General features: G+C 60.7%; 17 protein-coding genes. 11 read left to right on the forward strand and 6 right to left on the reverse strand.

Annotated elements, in window-relative coordinates:
- The first annotated feature begins 127 nt into the window (after nt 1–127).
- Nucleotides 128–646 carry a GNAT family N-acetyltransferase gene (locus tag DLD99_RS13180; protein WP_114882649.1) on the forward strand — a complete coding sequence of 173 codons (519 nt, stop codon included), beginning with the start codon at nt 128–130 and terminating at the stop codon, nt 644–646.
- Here DLD99_RS13180 and DLD99_RS13185 read toward each other — a convergent pair.
- The 5 genes from DLD99_RS13185 to ccoN form a co-directional block, all read right to left on the reverse strand.
- Nucleotides 636–1,595: a halovibrin HvnC gene (locus tag DLD99_RS13185; protein ID WP_244220796.1), complete on the reverse strand. Its 960-nt coding sequence runs from the start codon at nt 1,593–1,595 to the stop codon at nt 636–638. The two genes, DLD99_RS13180 and DLD99_RS13185, sit on opposite strands and share 11 nt — an antisense overlap.
- Before the next feature lie 20 nt (nt 1,596–1,615).
- Nucleotides 1,616–2,062, reverse strand: a complete 447-nt coding sequence (locus DLD99_RS13190; RefSeq protein WP_114882651.1) for a DUF2599 domain-containing protein — start codon at nt 2,060–2,062, stop codon at nt 1,616–1,618.
- A gap of 66 nt (nt 2,063–2,128) precedes the next feature.
- Nucleotides 2,129–3,514: a hypothetical protein gene (locus tag DLD99_RS13195; protein ID WP_114882653.1), complete on the reverse strand. Its 1,386-nt coding sequence runs from the start codon at nt 3,512–3,514 to the stop codon at nt 2,129–2,131.
- Between the two features lie 213 nt (nt 3,515–3,727).
- Nucleotides 3,728–3,949 carry a cbb3-type cytochrome c oxidase subunit 3 gene (locus DLD99_RS13200; protein ID WP_114882655.1) on the reverse strand — a complete coding sequence of 74 codons (222 nt, stop codon included), beginning with the start codon at nt 3,947–3,949 and terminating at the stop codon, nt 3,728–3,730.
- A gap of 15 nt (nt 3,950–3,964) precedes the next feature.
- Nucleotides 3,965–5,392: a cytochrome-c oxidase, cbb3-type subunit I gene (gene ccoN, locus DLD99_RS13205; protein ID WP_096821819.1), complete on the reverse strand. Its 1,428-nt coding sequence runs from the start codon at nt 5,390–5,392 to the stop codon at nt 3,965–3,967.
- A gap of 325 nt (nt 5,393–5,717) precedes the next feature.
- On the opposite strand from ccoN, the gene DLD99_RS13215 reads away from it, so the two are divergent.
- The 4 genes from DLD99_RS13215 to DLD99_RS13230 all read left to right on the forward strand — a co-directional run bounded on the left by DLD99_RS13215 (nt 5,718) and on the right by DLD99_RS13230 (nt 9,784).
- The gene (locus tag DLD99_RS13215; RefSeq protein WP_114882657.1) at nt 5,718–7,391 is read left to right on the forward strand and encodes a nitrite/sulfite reductase; all 1,674 of its coding nucleotides are present in this window, start codon (nt 5,718–5,720) and stop codon (nt 7,389–7,391) included.
- Nucleotides 7,388–7,867 carry a DUF934 domain-containing protein gene (locus DLD99_RS13220; protein ID WP_114882658.1) on the forward strand — a complete coding sequence of 160 codons (480 nt, stop codon included), beginning with the start codon at nt 7,388–7,390 and terminating at the stop codon, nt 7,865–7,867. The genes DLD99_RS13215 and DLD99_RS13220 overlap by 4 nt, the downstream gene beginning before the upstream one ends.
- Before the next feature lie 129 nt (nt 7,868–7,996).
- Nucleotides 7,997–8,971 carry a hypothetical protein gene (locus DLD99_RS13225; RefSeq protein ID WP_085708235.1) on the forward strand — a complete coding sequence of 325 codons (975 nt, stop codon included), beginning with the start codon at nt 7,997–7,999 and terminating at the stop codon, nt 8,969–8,971.
- A gap of 141 nt (nt 8,972–9,112) precedes the next feature.
- Complete coding sequence (locus DLD99_RS13230) at nt 9,113–9,784, forward strand: DUF3313 domain-containing protein (RefSeq protein ID WP_085708234.1); 672 nt, start codon at nt 9,113–9,115, stop codon at nt 9,782–9,784.
- Between the two features lie 60 nt (nt 9,785–9,844).
- Here DLD99_RS13230 and DLD99_RS13235 read toward each other — a convergent pair whose 3' ends face one another.
- Nucleotides 9,845–10,270, reverse strand: a complete 426-nt coding sequence (locus DLD99_RS13235) for a YciI family protein (protein WP_085708233.1) — start codon at nt 10,268–10,270, stop codon at nt 9,845–9,847.
- Between the two features lie 131 nt (nt 10,271–10,401).
- Here DLD99_RS13235 and DLD99_RS13240 point away from each other — a divergent pair, with 131 nt between their 5' ends.
- The 6 genes from DLD99_RS13240 to DLD99_RS13265 all read left to right on the forward strand — a co-directional run bounded on the left by DLD99_RS13240 (nt 10,402) and on the right by DLD99_RS13265 (nt 20,632).
- Nucleotides 10,402–10,845 (forward strand): SRPBCC family protein, encoded by a 444-nt coding sequence (locus tag DLD99_RS13240; protein WP_114882660.1) that lies wholly within the window; start codon nt 10,402–10,404, stop codon nt 10,843–10,845.
- 132 nt (nt 10,846–10,977) lie between these two features.
- Nucleotides 10,978–11,478, forward strand: coding sequence for a thiol peroxidase (tpx, locus tag DLD99_RS13245; protein WP_085731150.1), 501 nt, complete (start codon nt 10,978–10,980; stop codon nt 11,476–11,478).
- Nucleotides 11,479–11,653: 175 nt separating this feature from the next.
- Entirely contained in the window at nt 11,654–12,961 is a 1,308-nt protein-coding gene (locus DLD99_RS13250) for an MdtA/MuxA family multidrug efflux RND transporter periplasmic adaptor subunit (RefSeq protein ID WP_114882662.1), read from the forward strand.
- Complete coding sequence (locus tag DLD99_RS13255) at nt 12,958–16,062, forward strand: MdtB/MuxB family multidrug efflux RND transporter permease subunit (RefSeq protein WP_114882664.1); 3,105 nt, start codon at nt 12,958–12,960, stop codon at nt 16,060–16,062. The genes DLD99_RS13250 and DLD99_RS13255 overlap by 4 nt, the downstream gene beginning before the upstream one ends.
- The gene (locus DLD99_RS13260; RefSeq protein WP_085708228.1) at nt 16,059–19,166 is read left to right on the forward strand and encodes an efflux RND transporter permease subunit; all 3,108 of its coding nucleotides are present in this window, start codon (nt 16,059–16,061) and stop codon (nt 19,164–19,166) included. The genes DLD99_RS13255 and DLD99_RS13260 overlap by 4 nt, the downstream gene beginning before the upstream one ends.
- Nucleotides 19,163–20,632: an efflux transporter outer membrane subunit gene (locus DLD99_RS13265; RefSeq protein ID WP_114882666.1), complete on the forward strand. Its 1,470-nt coding sequence runs from the start codon at nt 19,163–19,165 to the stop codon at nt 20,630–20,632. The genes DLD99_RS13260 and DLD99_RS13265 overlap by 4 nt, the downstream gene beginning before the upstream one ends.
- Nucleotides 20,633–20,748: the final 116 nt, after the last annotated feature.

Consider the following 20,748-nt stretch of genomic DNA (forward strand, 5'->3'; position numbering starts at 1 on the left):
GTAGGCAATGGCGCAAGGCGTTGTGGCTTGCCGGAAGTTTCGGTCAACGGCATTAAACAGGCATGGCGAATCCGTGAAGAAGCGGTTTACAGTGACCGGCCACGCACTGATCCAGGAGGGATCGTTCATGCCTGAGCACAACCCCGCCATTCACCTCGAACGCTTCAGCGAATCCCACGTCGAAGGCGTCACCGCGCTGTACAACGACCCGGCCGTGACCCGGCAGGTGTTGCAGATGCCGTTTCAGTCTGCCGAGATCTGGCGTCAACGACTGATGCCGGAAAACGAACGCATGGTGAAACTGGTGGCGCTGCATCAGGGCGCGGTGATCGGGCATCTCGGTCTGGAGGCTTTTTCGCGGATTCGTCGCAGCCATGCCGGCAGTGTCGGCATGGCCGTTGCGGTGGCGTGGCAGGGCAAGGGCGTGGGTTCGATGCTGTTGTCGGCGGCGCTGGATGTCGCCGACAACTGGATGAACCTGCACCGCGTCGAGCTTTCGGTATACGCCGACAACGAGGCGGCGATTGGTCTTTACCGCAAGTTCGGCTTCGAGACCGAGGGTCTGTTCCGCGATTACGCCGTACGCGACGGACAATGGGTCGATACCCTGAGCATGGCGCGGTTGCGCCGCAGAGCTACGGTTTGACCAATTGATCGGAGTCGACGTACTGGAATGTTGCCTCACCTGCGGGCGTCGACGGCGGAAACAAGCGGATCACCGGCACCCAGATTCTGGCGGTCGTGGAATCGTAAAAGTCCTTTTGATTGCCCTGTGCCTCTGCAAGTCCGGCATTGGTACCGCCAGCTATGAAGAAGAACGCCATGAGCGGGAATGTGTCTTGCAGGTTTTGTGGCCAGGTCTTGATCACGATTTCATTCTGTTCGGAGAAATGCGCAGGCATCTGGCTCAACATTCCCCTTGCGCGTACCGATTGATAGAAGGGCACTCCCGCCGGTTTGCCGGTGGGTTCGGAAACGTCAAACCCGCATTGCCGCAGGTGGTGACTGTCAGGTGAGGTGTCCCATACTTTTTTCCATTGTTCGGCAGTGGCAACCCCGGCGCTCTGGCAGCGCTGACTCGTAGCAGGAAACGAGGGGTAAGGACCGCAGGGTGATGTTCGGTTCCAGGTCCAGCCATCTATCGGAAACGAGCAAAGCACATCGAGATCGACCTTGTCCCAGGGGGCGCCGAAGATCGGGTACAGCATGAAACCGTTGCCTTTGCCCCAGGCCAGTCGCCCGAATTTTGAGTCGGCCCTGAGGTAGGAAAACGAAACCCCTCCATTCCTGACTGACGTCGGACTGGGGTTCCAGACATGATGGGTGTCGCCGGGATTCTTGTCCGTGACCCGAAAAATGATGCCGGAACATAGAAACGCAGGTCGATTGTTGTTCTTGTCGCAGTTCGGAAACTGGCGGTTGTAGAGCGTGTTCAACAATTCGACCACTTGGGGGCCGGTCATCGCAGCGTGCGGGTTGTTGCTGGCAATCCTTGGGAGCGTTGACTGGGTGTCGACCTGGGTACATCCGAGAACTATTGCAATCAGTAGCGCTTGAACGATGTGCTTCACGCTGATTGTTTTCAGGCTGCTCACCTTGAATCTCCTTATGCTGTTCAAGGGGCCACTTCAGGCAATGGCTCCTCATGGTTGCAGCCTGCTGCCACGGTTTGGGTAAGCCCTACATCCGGGCGCCAGGGCTCCAGGTTCCACTCCGGTTTGTCCCGCGCAACCATCAGATGGCAAATCAATTGGTGACGCAGGCCGTGGGTGTTCGTCCAGTAACGGCTGTTGGAATAATCACGGGTGAGTTCATCCCACAAATAGGCCGTGCCTTCCGGAGGTGTTCGTCGGGCGCAGTCGGTTGGCTTGATGGAAATCGCCCACTCGTAGTTCCGGTATATCCACCGCGCGCTGGCGACGTAACTCGTACAACGCTCCACCGTCTGGATGTAGCTGTCCGCTGCGGAGCGGGGGGATGTGTGAACCTCGACTGGCTGAGTTGCCACTTGCGCGCAACCGACGAGCAGCGCCAGGGGCAGTGTGCAGATTATTTTGCGCATGACTGGATCCTCGGCCCGTTTAACGGGCCAGCGGGTTCTTGGCGTTGTTATTGAAGATGAGCCTTCTTAGAGGAATACCTTCAAATACGGCGAAAAAATGATGGGGTCCGTGCTACCCGTACGCCTGATGGAGTAGTTGAAATAGGCTGTCTTGCCTGGGTTGCTGCTTATCCAGCTTTGCGGAATCGGGAAGTCCATGTATGGGGCTGAGGGGTAAGGGTAAGGGAGCTCGATGCTGTCGAGACGTGACTGACCATCGATGGTGCACGAGATGCGTGCCGTATATTGCGCTTCGAGGGGATTTGGGGCGTAAAGCCTGAGGTTGTTTCTGGCAGCGTTGATCGTGGGTACGCCGCATATGTGCCGCTGTGGGAGGATGTTGACATCCCGATCAAACGACGGGAGATCCTGCGTTGTGTTCGGTAGCCTGACGTAGTACCTGAACTGAATCTTGTGGCCGATCGAGTCGATAATCACTCGGCGAGGAATCAAAACAAGCAATTCCTGCCCGGCGGCAGGACCTGGCTGGGGTTGAGTAGTATAGGTTTCTGCGCGTCCCATGCATTCAACGTAGACTCTTTGTGCTGGATCAGAGCCCGTGTACTTCACCCTCACCGTAGCGTGTGTCGCGGTGTAAAAGTCATTGTTGAAATCCAGGACATTACCGTTAGATAACCTGGCTTCCAGTACATCGGGCTTTGTCAGGTTCAGGGGAGGCTGTTTCACATGCACATCAATGTAGATGGGTGCTGACCAGATGGCCAGCGGGCCCGAGGTGTTGCCGAGACTGTCGGTCACTCGGAAACGAATGGCGAACCGTTGATTGTCCTGCCAGAAATCCTTGGCGAAGAGCTTTATCACGACTCGACCCAATTGCGCCTCTGTTGCACTCACTTTATGCGGATAGGTTCGACCGTCCAGATCAAGGTTGATGTCGTCGCCTTCTCGCATGTAGGGGTAGGTGAGTTTGGCGTCGACTCCGTTTGCAGCCTCTGTGGGGCCCACGTTTGTGTGGGACATGGACAGGATCAGGTTCGGATTGTCCCCGGAACCTGCGACCTCTCCTCCCGGGCGAGGTGTGTGGACGAGGACCAGAAGGTCAATTGAATCCGTTCCTCCGGGCTGGACAGTGTTTATGACTCGCACTACCAGCGTGTTGATGCCATCAGTCAAAAAAGCTTTAGGCACGGAATAGTCGAAAGGCCTGCCTACGTCCCCCGGTTGAATGGTTTTCATGAATTGGGGGGAGCCGTTGTTGACGATCAAATATGCAGAATCGTTTGTCGCTTGCGCGTCCCAGGGGACAATCTCAAGACGCAGCAGGTCGCCGGGCAAGGTGAAGAGTGCAAGCGGTACGCCGTAGTGAGGCTTCACGTTGGGGTTGGGGTAGTAAACGGGATTCAGAATCCCCCCGACAACTTTGGCGGGATACACCACAAACGGACTGTTCATCTTCTGCACTCCGGTTTCCGTGACGGTGGTTGCATGCGTTGCAACGGGTACCGTCATCAAACACCGCCCATCCGTGCCTGCCTACTGTCAGATCTGACAGGTGAAGCGTGAAAAGACCTGCCGTTCGTCTTTTTTCTGCTGAAACGTTGTCCAACACACCGGGGTCCTGAGGCGTTCCCACACAGCGTAGGAACGCCTCAAGGCTGAAGCACTTTACATCTCGAGATTGACCCACCCCGGCTTCGCCACCTCCGGCGCCACCGCTTTCACGGTTTTACCGATGGCCAGCTCAACCCGCCGAGCCACCTCCGGATCATCCGCAAACGGCGTCAGGCTCGCATCATCCAGACTTTCAGCCGTTTCATGGCGCAAGCAATACTCCACCGACAACCACAAAAACAGCACGCCCAACACATTCAAAACGATATCGAACATGACCGGCTCCCTTGATCAGGCGATCTGCGCTTCACGGTGGGCAATCGCAACGTCCGCCACCCGCACCGTGCGCCATACGTTGTAGGCCATCAGCAACATGCCCGTCAGGAAGAACACCCCGCCGGCAAACCGTACGACGAATCCCGGATGACTGGCCTGCAGCGCCTCGACGAACGAGTAGGTCAGCGTGCCGTCTTCGTTGATCGCCCGCCACATCAGGCCCTGTGTTATCCCGTTGACCCACATCGAAGCGATGTACAACACGGTGCCGATGGTCGCCAGCCAGAAGTGCAGGTTGATCAACGGCGTGCTGTGCATCCGCTCGCGCCCGAAGACCTTGGGCACCATGTGGTAAGTCGCGCCGAAGGTGATCATCGCCACCCAGCCGAGGGCACCGGCGTGTACGTGGCCGATGGTCCAGTCGGTGTAGTGGGAGAGGGCGTTGACGGTCTTGATCGCCATCATCGGGCCTTCGAAGGTCGACATGCCGTAGAACGCCAGCGACAGCACGAGGAAGCGCAGGATCGGGTCGGTGCGCAACTGATGCCAGGCGCCGGACAGGGTCATCATCCCGTTGATCATCCCGCCCCAGCTCGGCGCCAGCAGGATCAGCGACATCGCCATGCCCAACGACTGCGCCCAGTCCGGCAGCGCGGTGTAGTGCAAGTGGTGGGGGCCGGCCCAGATGTACAGGGTGATCAGCGCCCAGAAGTGCACGATCGACAACCGGTACGAATACACCGGCCGATTCACTTGCTTGGGCACAAAGTAATACATCATCCCGAGGAAGCCGGTAGTCAGGAAGAACCCCACCGCGTTGTGCCCGTACCACCACTGCACCATGGCATCGGTGGCGCCGGAATACACCGGATAGGACTTGAACCAGTCCACCGGAATCGACAGGTGATTGACCACGTGCAGCATGGCGATCACCAGGATGAACGCGCCGAAAAACCAGTTGCCGACGTAGATGTGCTTGGTCTTGCGCTGCACCACGGTGGTGAAGAACACCACGGCATACGCGACCCAGACCACCGCCATCCACACCGCGCCAGAGAATTCGATCTCGGCGTATTCCTTGGTGGTGGTGTAGCCCATCGGCAGGGTGACCAGCATGATCACGATCACCGATTGCCAGCCCCAGAAGGTGAAGGCGGCGAGTTTGTCCGAGTACAGTCGTACCTGGCAGGTACGCTGCACCGCGTAGTAGCTGGCGGCGAATTGCGCGCTGCCGGCGAAGCCGAAAATCACCAGGCTGGTGTGTAACGGTCGCAAGCGGCCGAAGGTGGTCCACGGCAGGTCCAGATTCATGTCCGGCCATACCAGTTGCGAGGCGATCCATACCCCCATCGCCATGCCCACGACACCCCAGAAAACCGTCGCGATGACGAATTGGCGGACGACCTTGTAGTTATAAGCCTGTCCGATTGTTGCTGTGCTCATGGTCAATTCTTCCACGGTCAAAGTCTTGCCAGGCCACCCGGTCTGGCACGAGCTGCACTGTAGAAACCCCGCCAGAAACAAAACAGGCTCAGGAAATGTTCATTTATGCGGATCAGATCGAAGCGCTGCCTGCGGCCATCTGCCGCGCCCTGATACGGTTTTTATGCGTTCAGGTGAATCTGTTGTGCACTGCGCCGTTCGTCCATAGTCAGGGAAAATACTGTGGGAGCGAGGCTGCTCGCGAATGCGGTGTGTCAGGGAGCACACCGCATTCGCGAGCAGCCTCGCTCCCACAGGAGTCTTTGCATTCCTGATGAGGTAGCCGATGTACCAGTACGATGATTACGACCGGGCGCTGGTGTTCGAGCGCGTTGCGCAGTTTCGCGATCAGGTCGAGCGTTTCATGGCCGGGGAGTTGAGCGAAGAAGAGTTCCTGCCGCTGCGCCTGCAGAACGGCCTGTACATGCAAAAGCACGCCTACATGCTGCGGGTGGCGATTCCCTACGGCACCCTGAGCGCCGGGCAGATGCGCACGTTGGCGAGCATTGCCAGTGACTACGACCGTGGTTACGGCCACTTCACCACGCGGCAGAACATGCAGTTCAACTGGATCGAACTGCATGAAGTGCCGGACATCCTCGAACGTCTGGCGCAGGTCAACATGCATGCGATCCAGACCTCGGGCAACTGCGTGCGCAACATCACCACCGAAGCCTTCGCCGGGGTCGCGGCGGACGAGTTGATCGACCCGCGTCCGCTGGCCGAAATCCTGCGGCAATGGTCGACGATCAATCCGGAATTCCTGTTCCTGCCGCGCAAGTTCAAGATCGCCATCTGCTCGGCGAAGCAGGATCGCGCGGCGATCATGATGCACGACATCGGCCTCTATCTTTACCCCGGTCGGGACGGGCAGATGCTGCTGCGGGTGATCGTCGGCGGCGGTCTGGGGCGTACGCCGATTCTCGGTCTGCAGATTCGCGACGGCCTGCCGTGGCAGCATTTGCTGTCCTATGTCGAGGCGGTGCTGCGGGTCTACAACCGCCACGGTCGGCGCGACAACAAGTACAAGGCGCGGATCAAGATTCTGGTCAAGGCGCTGGGCATCGAAGCGTTCGCCAAGGAAGTCGAAGAGGAATGGCAGCACATCAAGGACGGCCCGGCACAACTGACCGAGGATGAGTACCTGCGGGTTGCCAACGCCTTTGTGCCGCCGAACTACCGCACGCTGGCCGGCACCGATCTGGATTTCGGCACGCACCTGGCCGACAACCCGGCGTTCGCCCGCTGGGTCGCGCGCAATGTGCAGCCGCACAAGGTTCCGGGCTACACCAGTGTGGTGCTGTCGACCAAGCCGGGCGTTGCGGCCGCACCGGGTGATGTCACTGGTTTGCAGATGCTGGCGGTGGCCGACTGGTCCGAGCGCTTCGGTTTCGGCGAAATCCGCATCGCCCACGAGCAGAACATCGTCCTGCCTGACGTGCCCAAGTCCGAGCTGTATGCGCTGTGGCAACTGGCGAAAGAGCAGGGACTGGGCGCCGCCAACGTCGGCCTGCTGACCGACATCATTGCCTGCCCCGGCGGTGATTTCTGTGCGCTGGCCAACGCCAAGTCGATCCCGATTGCCCAGGCGATTCAGGCGCGTTTCGACAACCTCGATTACCTGCATGATCTGGGCGACATCAGCCTGAACATCTCCGGCTGCATGAACGCCTGCGGCCATCACCACATCGGCAACATCGGGATCCTCGGCGTCGATAAAAACGGCAGCGAGTGGTACCAGATCACCCTCGGCGGGGCGCAGGGCAAGAACAGCGCACTGGGCAAAGTCATCGGCCCGTCGTTCAGTGCCGCCGAAGTGCCGCAGGTGATCGAGCGGATCATCGGCACCTTCGTGCGCTATCGCGAGGCGGAAGAGCTGTTCGTCGATACCGTGGCACGCATCGGCCTGGAGCCGTTCAAGGAACGGGTCTACCCGAAAGCGCTGGAGGTGTCGGCATGAACAATCTGCTGCGGATGGACGAGAGCGGGGCGCGGATCGTGCTCGATGATCCGTGGACGCTGATCCGTTCACCTGAAACAGCGTCCGGTTCCGGGATGCTGATTCTGCCGCTGGCCCACTGGCTCGAATCGCCCTCGACCCACGCAGTCTGGCTGGGTCCGGACGATAGCGTCGAAAGCCTGCTGCCATGGTTGACCTCGCTGCCACTGATCGCCCTCGACTTCCCGAGTTTCCGTGACGGTCGCGCCTATAGCCAGGCCTACCTGCTGCGTAGCCGCTTCGGCTGGAAAGGCGAGTTACGGGCGATTGGCGATGTGCTGCGCGACCAGCTCAGCCACATGCGCCAGTGTGGTTTCGACAGCTTCGCCGTGCGTGAGGACAAATCCGCCGAGGATGCGCTCAAGGGGCTGGCGGGGATGAGCGTGTTGTACGGGCGTTCGGTGATCGAGCCGCGGCCGTTGTTTCGGCGCAGGTGATGCAGGGGAAACCCTTAGAACCCTGATGAATCGGGGATTTTTCCTTGGGTCGATGCTGGCCTTTTGGTAGAGTCCCCGTCGCCAGCGGGTTTTCGGCTGGACGACGGAACGAAGAAGGGAGTCTGATCAGTGGGTCCGGGCAAAAAGATTCTGGGCCTCACCGCGTTGCTTTTGATGCTGACGCTGTGGGCCGGTTACATCTACGTATTCAACGAAAACCGTGGCGGTCAGCTCGGCGGTGTCGGCGAAAGCACCGCCTGGTGCGGCACGCCGCCGTCCTCGGATGCAGCGCTGCTGGGCAAGGATCAGCTGACCTTGCGCATCACCAACAACCTGCGCGGCGAGTTCATGCTCAGCGGCGCGGTGGTGGTCTCCGAGCGCACCTTCAACCGCTATGACCTGGGCCGCAACGAACTGCGTCTGCGCCTGGAACCGTTGCAGTGGTCCTACGGCGTTACGCCGATCTTCCTTGAGCAAGTGAAGGTTCTGCCCCTGAGCCGCAACCTCGCCTCGACCGACAAGAGTGCTTTCGCCCAGCTCGAATCGCGCCCGATCGGCGTTCAGGGCCGGGTCACCGAGTTTCCTTTCGACACCTATCGCTACGGCTACAAACCGGTGCTGTATTACGTCAAGGGCAACGAGCGCGTCGACCTGCGCTTCAAGAACATCACCACGCTGATGGAAATGTCGAACACCTTCACGCCGATCCAGAAGTACAACCGCGCCGACTACATCAACGAGAAAAACGTGATGGTTCGCGACGAGGACTACAAAGCCTACGGCCACCACGAATGCGCGTTCAGCGTCGAGCGCAAAGGCGCGTTCAAGGTTGTGGTGCTGTTGATGCTGCTGGTGTTGTGCCTGCCGTTGCTGCTGGTGTTCTACCGCGACGAGCCGGGAATCGACTTCCTCGCCACCCTGGTGGGGATCGGCGTGGTGCGTACAGTGCTGGTGGGGCCGGTGCAGGACTTCCAGCTGTACAACATCGACTTCCTGTTTGGCGCGGCGTTGCTGCTGGTGGGCACGGTGTCGCTGATCAAGGCGATGCGGCTTCACAGTCGGCGGGAGATGGCGTTGCGCAGCGGGGAGACGTCGACCTGGTGAATCTGATCTGAGTCGGGTTCTATCGTGCTTCAGTCCGGGGGCGGGATTCATTTCCCGTCCGGCAAGCGCAAAGGCTGTGGTTTTAGCTATACCTGTAACTCCCCGATGCAATAAATCAGGCCTTCTGACAGGAGTTACAGCATGAAGCTAGCCCTAATGATGAGCACCCTGTGCATTGCCACGCTTGGCGTGGTGGGTTGCTCCAGCAAGACCGTCGCTCCGGATGAGTATTCAGGCTTCCTCAAGGACTACAGCCAGCTCAAGGAGGCCAAGTCACCGTCCGGTGCCGAGGTGATGCGCTGGGTCGATCCCAAACTCGATATCAACAAGTTCACCAGCGTCTACATCGAACCGACCCAGCTCTATCCCAAGCCTCAGCCAACGGTAAAAATCCCGCAGCAGACCCTCAACGGCATCACGGCTTACTATGATCAGGCGCTCAAGCGTGAAGTGGGCAAATCCCTGCCGTTGGCCAGCGGGCCAGGCCCGGGCGTGATCGTGGTGCGCGCGGCCATCACCGCCGTCAGCAGCAAGACCGAAGGCCTGCATGCCTATGAAGTGATCCCGATTGCCCTGGTGGCGGCAGCGGTCACGACCGCCAGCGGCAGTCGCGATCAGGAAACCACCTTGGCCACCGAGGCGGTGTTCATCGATGGCGGCAACAACAAGGTGGTGGCGCAGGTCGTGCGCAAGGGCACCGGCAAACCTCTGGAAAACGACTCCCAAGTGATGAAGGCCGATGACGTGAAAGCCGTGATCGATGGCTGGGCGTCGGACATGCACCAGTCCTATCTGAAAATGAAGTCCAGATAAGACGGGCCTGATGGCCTCCACGGCGTGAGTCGTGGAGGCCGGTTTACGAGAACGGGGCTGTCAGTGCTTTTTCGCCTGTTCGCGAATCCGTTCTTCCTGCTCGCGCAGTTCCGGGGTGAACTCGGCGCCAAAGTCTTCCGGGCAGAATATCTGGCGAATCTCGATCTCGGCCTCGGTGCCCGGCATGGGATTAGGGCAGCGCTTGACCCACTCGATAGCTTCCTCCTTCGATTTCACGTCCCAGATCCAGTAACCGGCGATCAGCTCCTTGGTTTCGGCGAACGGGCCGTCGATCACGCTGCGTTTTTCGCCGCTGAACCGTACCCGGGCGCCTTTGCTGCTCGGGTGCAGGCCATCGGCGGACACCAGGATGCCGGCCTTGGACAGTTCTTCGTTGTAGTTGCCCATGTCGGTCAGCAACTGTTCGCTGGGCATCACGCCGGCTTCGGAATCCTGGCTGGCTTTGACAATGATCATGAAGCGCATGGTGTTTCTCCGTGAGAAATGGGGGGGTCACTGCTTTGTCGAACGGCCAGGGCTTGAATCGACAGCTCGTTAAATAAAAGATGCAGACTCGCGTTTTAACAAGCATCGCCTTCATACGGAATGTGTCCGCCATGCCCACCCTGGAACTCACCACGCTGATCCCCGACCGCACCTCAAAAGAAGTGCTCGATTTCTGTCTGGAGGGCGTCAATTTCCCGAAGATCTTCCCCGAACGCGTTACGCCGCTGGGAGACATCGACCTGAGCAACTTGCGCATCGAGGCCGGCCGGCAATTTCGTTTCCGGCACTGGATGTTCAACCTGATTCCGTCGAACTGGACGGTGACGATCCGCGAAGTCGGCGACACGCATTTCGTCGATGAAATGCTCAAGGGGCCGTTGCGTGCCTTTCGTCATGAACATCGGGTGGCAGCGGGTGAGGGCGGTACGCTGTACACCGACCGCGTGACGTATTCGGCGATTGGCGGGGCGTTCAGCGAAGGACTGCTGGTGAACGGTTACATGCGCCGCATCTTCGAGGCCCGGCATCGCAACATGCTGCAATTGCTCAGTTAGCGCTCAGGGTTGTATCCAATCTTGAGTGATGGCACATGACAATTTCGGTTCAGGCATAGGTCGTCGGACAATTTCGTGGTTAACTTCCGCCTCTTGCATGCTTTCCCAACAACGTTAAGAAGGACTCCGTTCATGGCTCAAGTCACTCTCAAAGGCAACCCGGTTCAAGTCAACGGCCAACTGCCACAAGCCGGTTCCAAGGCGCCAGCCTTTTCCCTGGTAGCCGGCAATCTGTCCGACGTCACCCTGAAAGACTTCGCCGGCAAGCGCAAAGTGCTGAACATCTTCCCAAGCGTCGACACCCCGACCTGCGCCACTTCCGTGCGCAAGTTCAACGCTCAGGCCAACGAACTGGCCAACACCGTGGTGCTGTGCATCTCGGCTGACCTGCCATTCGCCCAGGCTCGCTTCTGCGGCGCCGAAGGCCTGGAAAACGTACAGAACCTGTCGACTCTGCGTGGCGCCGAATTCATTCAGAACTACGGCGTGGCCATCGCTGACGGCCCGCTGAAAGGCCTGACTGCCCGTGCGGTGGTTGTTCTGGACGAAAACGACAACGTCCTGCACAGCGAACTGGTCAAGGAAATCGCTGAAGAGCCGAACTACGATGCAGCGCTCGCCGTATTGAAATAAGCGCTTTTACAATTGTTAACGGCCTGGCCCTGTCCAGGCCGTTTTCATTTGTGTATCAGTGTTTTGGCTCACACCTTGAAACGTAAGTTGAAGGTAAATTGCCGGTAAAGCTGCTTTGCTTTACCCCCACCAGTGCTTATCGTTCAGCCTCCCGTAAAAGAAGCCCACGCGCCCAATGGTTAATCAATCCATGCAATCGTCTTCCCGAAACTCCCGTCGCTGGCTGCTGAGCCTGCTTGTCCTGCTGGTCATCGCCGGCCTGTGCTGGAAATTCTGGCCCGCCGGATCGACCCACAAGGAGGGCGGCGAGAAAGCCGCGGCCGGTCATACCGGTCGTTCGGGGATGATGCGTCCGGGCTTCGGCGGGGCGGCAGGTCCCATCCCGGTGCGCGTGGCGCCGGCGGTGACCGGTGACTTCCCGCTGTACTACAAGGCGCTCGGCACCGTTACCGCGCTCAACACCATCAATGTGCGCAGCCGGGTTGGCGGCGAGCTGGTGAAGATCTATTTCGAAGAGGGGCAGATGGTCAAGGCCGGCGACCTGCTGGCGGAGATCGACCCGCGCCCGTACCAGAACGCCTTGCTTCAGGCTGAAGGCACCTTGCTGCAGAACCAGGCACAGCTGAAAAACGCCCAGGTCGATGTCGAGCGCTATCGTGGCCTGTATAAAGAGGACAGCATCGCCAAGCAGACCCTGGACACCGCCGAAGCACAGGTCGGCCAGTTCCTCGGCACCGTGAAGACCAATCAGGCGGCGGTCAACGACGCCAAGCTCAATCTCGAATTCACCAAGATCCGCGCACCGATTGCCGGTCGCGTCGGTCTGCGCCAGCTCGACGTCGGCAACCTGGTAGCCGCGAACGACACCACATTCCTCGCGGTCATCACCCAGACCCAACCTATCAGCGTGGTCTTCACGCTGCCGGAAAACACCCTCGAAACCGTACTCGCCCGTTATCACAGCGGCGCCAAACTGCCGGCCGAAGCCTGGGACCGTGGTGACACGAAAATTCAGGCCACGGGCGTACTGCAAAGCCTCGACAACCAGATCGACGTGACCACCGGCACCCTGAAGTTCAAGGCACGCTACGAAAACCGCGATCAGTCGCTGTTCCCCAACCAGTTCGTCAACGTCCACTTGCTGGCCGATACCCTCAAGGGCGTGGTGCTGGCACCGTCGGCAGCGATTCAGTTCGGTACCAACGGTACCTTCGTCTACGCACTGGACGGCGACAAGAAAGTCACCATCCGCCAGTTGAAGATCGGCGCCAGCGACGGGCAAAACACCGTGATTACCGAAGGCCTGGCCGCCGGCGACCGCGTGGTGCTGGAAGGCACCGACCGCTTGAAGGAAGGTAGTGAAGTGGAAGTGGTCAACGACAGTCAGGATGTACCGACCACCCCGACCGGGCACCTGCAAGGCAAATCTGCCGCCAGTGCTCCTGATGCTGCCGTCACCGACAAGGCCAAGAAGGGCGCATGAACATTTCGCGCCTGTTCATCCTCCGCCCGGTCGCCACCACGCTGAGCATGCTGGCCATCGTGCTGGCCGGCCTGATCGCCTATCGCCTGCTGCCGGTCTCGGCCTTGCCGCAGGTGGATTACCCGACCATCCGGGTCATGACCTTGTACCCGGGCGCCAGTCCGGACGTGATGACCAGCGCCGTCACCGCACCGCTTGAACGCCAGTTCGGGCAAATGCCGGGCCTGACGCAAATGGCCTCGACCAGTTCCGGCGGCGCCTCGGTGTTGACCCTGCGTTTCAGCCTCGACATCAACATGGATGTCGCCGAACAGCAGGTGCAGGCCGCGATCAACGCCGCCACCAACCTGCTGCCGACCGACTTGCCGGCGCCACCGGTGTACAACAAGGTCAACCCGGCGGACACCCCGGTACTGACCCTGGCCATCACCTCCAAAACCATGCTGCTGCCCAAGCTCAACGATCTGGTCGATACGCGCATGGCGCAGAAGATCGCCCAGATCAGCGGCGTCGGCATGGTCAGCATCGCCGGCGGCCAGCGTCAGGCGGTGCGGATCAAGGTCAACCCGGAGGCACTGGCGGCCAACGGCCTGAACCTGTCGGACGTGCGCACGCTGATCGGTGCGTCCAACGTCAACCAGCCCAAGGGTAACTTTGACGGCCCGACGCGGGTGTCGATGCTCGATGCCAACGACCAGCTGACTTCGCCCAAGGACTACGCCAACCTGATCCTGGCCTACAAGAACGGCGCGCCGCTGCGGCTCAAGGATGTCGCGCAGATCGTCGATGGCGCCGAGAACGAGCGTCTGGCAGCGTGGGCCAACCAGAATCAGGCGGTGTTGCTGAACATCCAGCGTCAGCCGGGTGCCAACGTGATCGAGGTGGTCGACCGGATCAAGGCGTTGCTGCCGAGCATTACCGACAACCTGCCGGCCGGCCTCGAAGTGACCGTGCTGACCGACCGCACCCAGACCATCCGTGCCTCGGTCACCGATGTGCAGCACGAACTGCTGATCGCCATCGCGCTGGTGGTGATGGTGACGTTCCTGTTCCTGCGTCGGGCCAGTGCGACCATTATTCCGTCGGTGGCGGTTCCGCTGTCGCTGATCGGTACGTTCGGCGTGATGTATCTGGCCGGGTTCTCGGTCAACAACCTGACCCTGATGGCCCTGACCATCGCCACCGGTTTCGTGGTCGACGATGCGATCGTGATGCTGGAGAACATTGCCCGCTTCATCGAAGAAGGCGACAGCCCGATGCAGGCTGCGCTCAAGGGCGCGAAGCAGATCGGCTTCACCCTGATTTCCCTGACCCTGTCGCTGATTGCGGTACTGATTCCGCTGCTGTTCATGGCCGATGTAGTGGGGCGGCTGTTCCGCGAGTTCGCCATCACCCTGGCAGTGGCGATCCTGATTTCCCTGGTGGTCTCGCTGACCCTGACGCCGATGATGTGCGCGCGTCTGCTCAAGCGTGAGCCTGAGGAACATGAGCAGGGCCGTTTCTACCGGGTCAGTGGCGCGTTCATCGACTGGATGATCGCCGCCTACGGGCGCAAGTTGCAGTGGGTGCTCAAGCACCAGCCGCTGACCCTGCTGGTGGCCATCGGCACCCTGGCGCTGACCGTGTTCCTTTACATGGTGGTGCCCAAGGGCTTCTTCCCGGTGCAGGACACCGGGGTGATCCAGGGCATTTCCGAAGCGCCGCAGTCGATTTCCTTTGCCGCCATGGGCGAGCGTCAACAGGCGCTGGCCAAGGTAATTCTCGAAGATCCGGCGGTGGAAAGCCTGTCGTCCTACATTGGCGTCGACGGTGACAACGCCACTCTCAACAGCGGTCGTCTGCTGATCAACCTCAAACCCCACGGTCAGCGTGATCTGACCGCCGCCGAGGTGATCACCCGCCTGCAACCGCAACTGGACAAACTGGTGGGCATCCGTCTGTTCATGCAGCCGGTGCAGGACCTGACCATCGAAGACCGTGTCAGCCGCACCCAATACCAGTTCAGCATGTCTTCGCCGGACGCCGAACTGCTCAGCCTGTGGAGCGGACGTCTGGTGGAGGCACTGGCCCAGCGCCCTGAGCTGACCGACGTCGCCAGCGATTTGCAGGACAAGGGGTTGCAGGTGTTTCTGGTGATCGACCGTGACGCGGCCTCGCGCCTTGGCGTGTCGGTGGCGAACATCACCGACGCACTGTACGACGCCTTCGGCCAGCGGCAGATCTCGACCATTTACACCCAGGCCAGCCAGTACCGCGTGGTGCTGCAGGCCCAGGCCGGGGAGAAGATCGGGCCGCAGGCGCTGGATCAGATTCACGTCAAGACCACCGATGGCGGACAGGTGCGGTTGTCGAGCCTGGCCCATGTCGAGGAGCGTCAGGCGCAACTGGCGATCACTCACATTGGCCAATTCCCGGCGGTGATGATGTCCTTCAACCTGGCCCAAGGCGTGGCGCTGGGGCATGCGGTGGACATCATCGAGCAGGTGCAGAAGGACATCGGCATGCCGATTGGTGTGCAGACCCAGTTCCAGGGTGCAGCCGAAGCGTTCCAGGCTTCGCTGTCGAGCACCTTGCTGCTGATCCTGGCGGCGGTGGTGACCATGTACATCGTGCTGGGCGTGCTCTACGAGAGCTACATCCATCCGATCACCATTCTTTCGACGTTGCCGTCGGCAGCGGTCGGTGCCTTGCTGGCATTGCTGCTCAGCGGCAATGACCTGGGCATGATCGCGATCATCGGCATCATCCTGCTGATCGGTATCGTCAAGAAGAACGCGATCATGATGATCGACTTCGCTCTTGACGCCGAGCGCAACCAGGGCATGGCGCCGGAACAGGCGATCTATCAGGCGGCGCTGCTGCGCTTCCGCCCGATCCTGATGACCACGCTGGCGGCGCTGTTCGGTGCAGTGCCGCTGATGCTGGCCACCGGTTCCGGTGCTGAATTGCGTCAGCCGCTGGGTCTGGTGATGGTCGGCGGATTGCTGCTGAGCCAGATCCTGACGCTGTTCACCACGCCGGTGATCTACCTGTACTTCGACCGCCTCGGTCGGCGCTGGGGCCGCGCGCCTTCGGCCGTGGAGCCGGTAGAACAGCCATGAACCTGTCCGGTCCTTTCATCAAGCGCCCGGTGGCGACCATGCTCCTGAGCCTGGCGATCATGCTGCTGGGCGGCGTGAGCTTCGGCCTGCTGCCGGTGTCGCCGCTGCCACAAATGGACTTCCCGGTGATCGTGGTGCAGGCGAGCCTGCCCGGCGCAAGCCCGGAGGTCATGGCGTCCACCGTGGCCACGCCGCTGGAGCGCTCGTTCGGCGCCATCGCCGGCGTCAACACCATGAGCAGCCGTTCCAGCCAGGGTTCGACCCGGGTCATTCTGCAATTCGACCTCGACCGCGACATCAATGGCGCGGCGCGGGAAGTGCAGGCGGCGATCAATGCTTCGCGCAATCTGTTGCCGAGCGGGATGCGCAGCATGCCGACCTACAAGAAGGTCAACCCGTCGCAAGCGCCGATCATGGTGCTGTCGCTGACCTCGGACGTGCTGGAAAAAGGCCAGCTCTACGACCTGGCCTCGACCATCCTGTCCCAGAGCCTGTCCCAGGTGCAGGGCGTCGGCGAAGTGCAGATCGGCGGCAGCTCCCTGCCGGCGGTACGCATCGAGCTCGAACCCCAGGCACTGAACCAGTACGGCGTGGCGCTGGACGATGTGCGCAAGACCATCGCCGGCGCCAACGTCCGCCGGCCGAAGGGCTCGGTCGAGGACGACCAGCGCCTGTGGCAGATCCAGGCCAACGACCAGCTGGAGAAAGCCAAGGACTACGAATCGCTGATCATCCACTACAACGGCGGTGCAGCCCTGCGTCTGAAGGACGTGGCCAAGGTCACCGACGGCGTGGAGGACCGCTACAACAGCGGTTTCTTCAACGATGACGCAGCGGTGCTGCTGGTGATCAACCGGCAGGCCGGCGCCAACATCATCGAGACGGTCAACGAGATCAAGGCGCAGTTGCCGGCATTGCAGGCCGTGCTGCCGGCCAGTGTGAAGCTGAACCTGGCGATGGACCGTTCGCCGGTGATCAAGGCCACGCTGCACGAAGCGGAGATGACCCTGCTGATCGCCGTGGCGCTGGTGATCCTGGTGGTGTTCCTGTTCCTCGGCAATTTCCGAGCTTCGCTGATTCCGACCCTGGCGGTGCCGGTGTCGCTGGTCGGTACCTTTGCGGTGATGTACCTCTACGGCTTCTCGCTGAACAACCTGTCGCTGATGGCGCTGATTCTCGCCACCGGGCTGGTGGTGGACGATGCCATCGTGGTGCTGGAGAACATTTCCCGGCACATCGACGAAGGCGTCAAACCGATGAAGGCCGCGTACCTCGGGGCCAAGGAAGTCGGGTTCACCTTGCTGTCGATGAACGTGTCGCTGGTGGCGGTGTTCCTGTCGATCCTGTTCATGGGCGGGATCATCGAGAGCCTGTTCCGCGAGTTTTCCATCACCCTGGCCGCTGCCATCGTGGTGTCGCTGGTGGTTTCCCTGACCCTGACACCGATGCTCTGCGCCCGCTGGCTCAAGCCGCACACGCCAGGCCAGGAAAACCGTCTGCAACGCTGGAGCCGTCGTACCAACGACTGGATGGTCGGCAAGTACGCCACCAGCCTCGACTGGGTGTTGCGTCACCGACGCCTGACATTGTTGAGTCTGATCATCACGGTCGGTGTCAACGTCGCGCTGTACGTGGTGGTGCCGAAGACCTTCCTGCCGCAACAGGACACCGGCCAGTTGATCGGTTTCGTGCGCGGTGACGACGGCCTGTCGTTCAGTGTGATGCAGCCGAAAATGGAGACCTTCCGCCGCGCCGTGCTCAAGGACGAAGCGGTCGAGAGCGTTGCCGGGTTCATCGGCGGCAACAACGGCACCAACAACGCTTTCATGCTGGTGCGCCTGAAGCCGATCAAGGACCGCAATATTTCGGCGCAAAAAGTCATCGAGCGCCTGCGAAAGGAAATGCCCAAGGTGCCCGGCGCGCAATTGATGCTGATGGCCGACCAGGACCTGCAATTCGGCGGTGGTCGCGAGCAGACTACCTCGCAGTACAGCTACATCCTGCAAAGCGGTGATCTGGGCGCCTTGCGCGAGTGGTACCCGAAAGTGGTCACCGCGTTGCGCGCCTTGCCGGAACTGACCGCCATCGACGCCCGTGAGGGGCGCGGTGCGCAGCAGGTGACGCTGATCGTCGACCGCGATCAGGCCAAGCGCCTGGGCGTGGACATGAACATGGTCACCGCCGTGCTCAACAACGCCTATAGCCAGCGGCAGATTTCGACGATCTACGACAGCCTCAACCAGTACCAGGTGGTGATGGAGGTCAATCCGAAATACGCCCAGGACCCGGTCACCCTCAATCAGGTGCAGGTCATCACGGCCGATGGTGCGCGGATTCCGCTGTCGACCATCGCTCACTACGAAAGCAGTCTGGAAGACGACCGGGTCAGCCACGAAGGCCAGTTCGCTTCCGAAAGCATCTCGTTCGACATGGCCGAAGGCGTAACGGTCGAGAAGGGCAGCGCGGCCATCGAGCGGGCGATTGCCAAGGTCGGCCTGCCGGAAGACGTGATTGCGAAAATGGCCGGCACCGCCGACGCCTTCGCGGCCACCCAGAAGAGCCAGCCGTTCATGATCCTCGGCGCGCTGCTGGCGGTGTATCTGGTGTTGGGCGTGCTGTATGAAAGCTACATTCATCCGTTGACGATTCTATCGACATTGCCGTCGGCCGGGGTCGGTGCGTTGCTGTCGATCTATGTGCTGGGCGGCGAGTTCAGCCTGATTTCGCTGCTCGGGCTGTTCCTGCTGATCGGTGTGGTGAAGAAGAACGCGATCCTGATGATCGACCTGGCGCTGCAACTGGAACGTCATCAGGGCATGGCGCCGCTGGAGTCGATTCGCAGTGCCTGTCTGCAACGTCTGCGGCCGATCCTGATGACCACGCTGGCAGCGATTCTCGGTGCCTTGCCGTTGCTGCTCAGCCGGGCCGAAGGCGCGGAAATGCGCCAGCCGCTGGGCCTGACCATCATCGGCGGGCTGATCTTCAGCCAGATCCTGACCCTTTACACCACGCCTGTGGTTTACCTCTATCTCGACAAGGCCCGCCATCGCTTCAATAAATGGCGTGGCGTACGTACCGATGCCGCACTGGAAACTCCGCTATGAATGACCGTTCGCTTATCCAACTGGCCAGTGTTCGCGGCTCGCGTCTGCTGAGCCTGTCGCTGTGTGTGGCGATGCTCAGTGCGTGCGCCGTCGGCCCGGACTACCAGCGCCCGCAGACCGCCGAAGTCGCCCAATACAAGGAGGCCGAAGGGTGGCGTCAAGCCAGTCCGGCCGACTCTCTGGCCCGTGGCGCGTGGTGGGAACTGTACGGCGACCGTCAGCTCAACGAGTTGATCGAGAAACTCAACAGTTCCAACCAGACCGTCGCCCAGTCCGAGGCGCAGTACCGTCAGGCCCAGGCCCTGGTGCGCGATGCCCGTGGAGCGTTTTACCCGACGCTCGACCTGAGCCTGGGCAAGACCCGCTCCAGCCAGGGCACCGGCAGCAGCAGTTCGAGCCTGAGCAGTTCTTCCAGCGGTATTCGTGACACCTACAACGCCCAGTTGGGCGTGAGCTGGGAAGCCGATGTCTGGGGCAAGTTGCGTCGTGGCCTGGAAGCCAATGAGGCCAGCGCCCAGGCCAGCTTCGCCGATCTGGCCGCGATGCGTCTGAGCCAGCAATCGGAACTGGTGCAGAACTACCTGCAATTGCGCGTGATCGATCAGCAGAAGCGTTTGCTCGAGTCGACGGTGGAGGCCTACGAGCGTTCGCTGAAAATGACCCAGAACCAGTACAACGCCGGAATCTCCGGCCGTGATGCGGTGGCACAGGCACAGACGCAGCTCAAATCCACTCAGGGCGATCTGGTGGACCTCATCTGGCAGCGGGCACAGTTCGAAAACGCCATCGCGGTACTCATCGGCCAGCCGCCGGCACAGTTCAAGCTCGCCGAAACCCAGGACATCCCGAAGCTGCCGCAGATTCCGTTGAGCCTGCCGTCGCAATTGCTGGAACGTCGCCCGGACATCGCCTCGGCGGAACGCTCGGTCATCGCAGCGAACGCCAATATCGGTGTTGCCAAAGCGGCGTATTACCCGGATTTCAGCCTGAGCATGAGCGGCGGCTATAGCAGCAGTACTTCGCGAGATCTGATCAGCCTGCCGAACCGTTTCTGGTCGGTCGGGCCGAAAATGAGCCTGCCGCTGTTCGACGGTGGCCGTCGCTCGGCGGAAGTCGACCGCACCGAGGCGAAGTACGACGAGACCGTGGCCAAATACCGGCAGACCGTGCTCGACGGCTTCCGCGAGGTGGAAAACTACCTGGTGCAGTTGAAGGTGTACGAGGACGAAGCGGCGGTGCGTCAGGAAGCGCTGGATGCCGCGCGGGACTCCCTGCGTCTGACTCAGAACCAGTACAAGGCCGGGCTGATTGCCTACATCGACGTGGTGGTGGTGCAGGCGACAGCGCTGAGCAACGAGCGGACGGTGCTCAACATCCTGCAAAGTCGACTGATCGCCAGCGTGCAGTTGATTGCGGCGCTGGGCGGTGGCTGGGACGGGCAACTGGAAACCAGCCAGAATCCGTAGCCCTGAATTCCCACGCAAAGCGTGGGAACGATCAGTGCCGTGACTGCCGGTCTAGAGCCTTGTCGAACGATCAAACAAGCGTTTCATCGGCTTGATGGCCATTTGATTACTTTGTC

This window comes from Pseudomonas kribbensis (assembly GCF_003352185.1).
In the GTDB taxonomy this organism is placed as follows: domain Bacteria; phylum Pseudomonadota; class Gammaproteobacteria; order Pseudomonadales; family Pseudomonadaceae; genus Aquipseudomonas; species Aquipseudomonas kribbensis.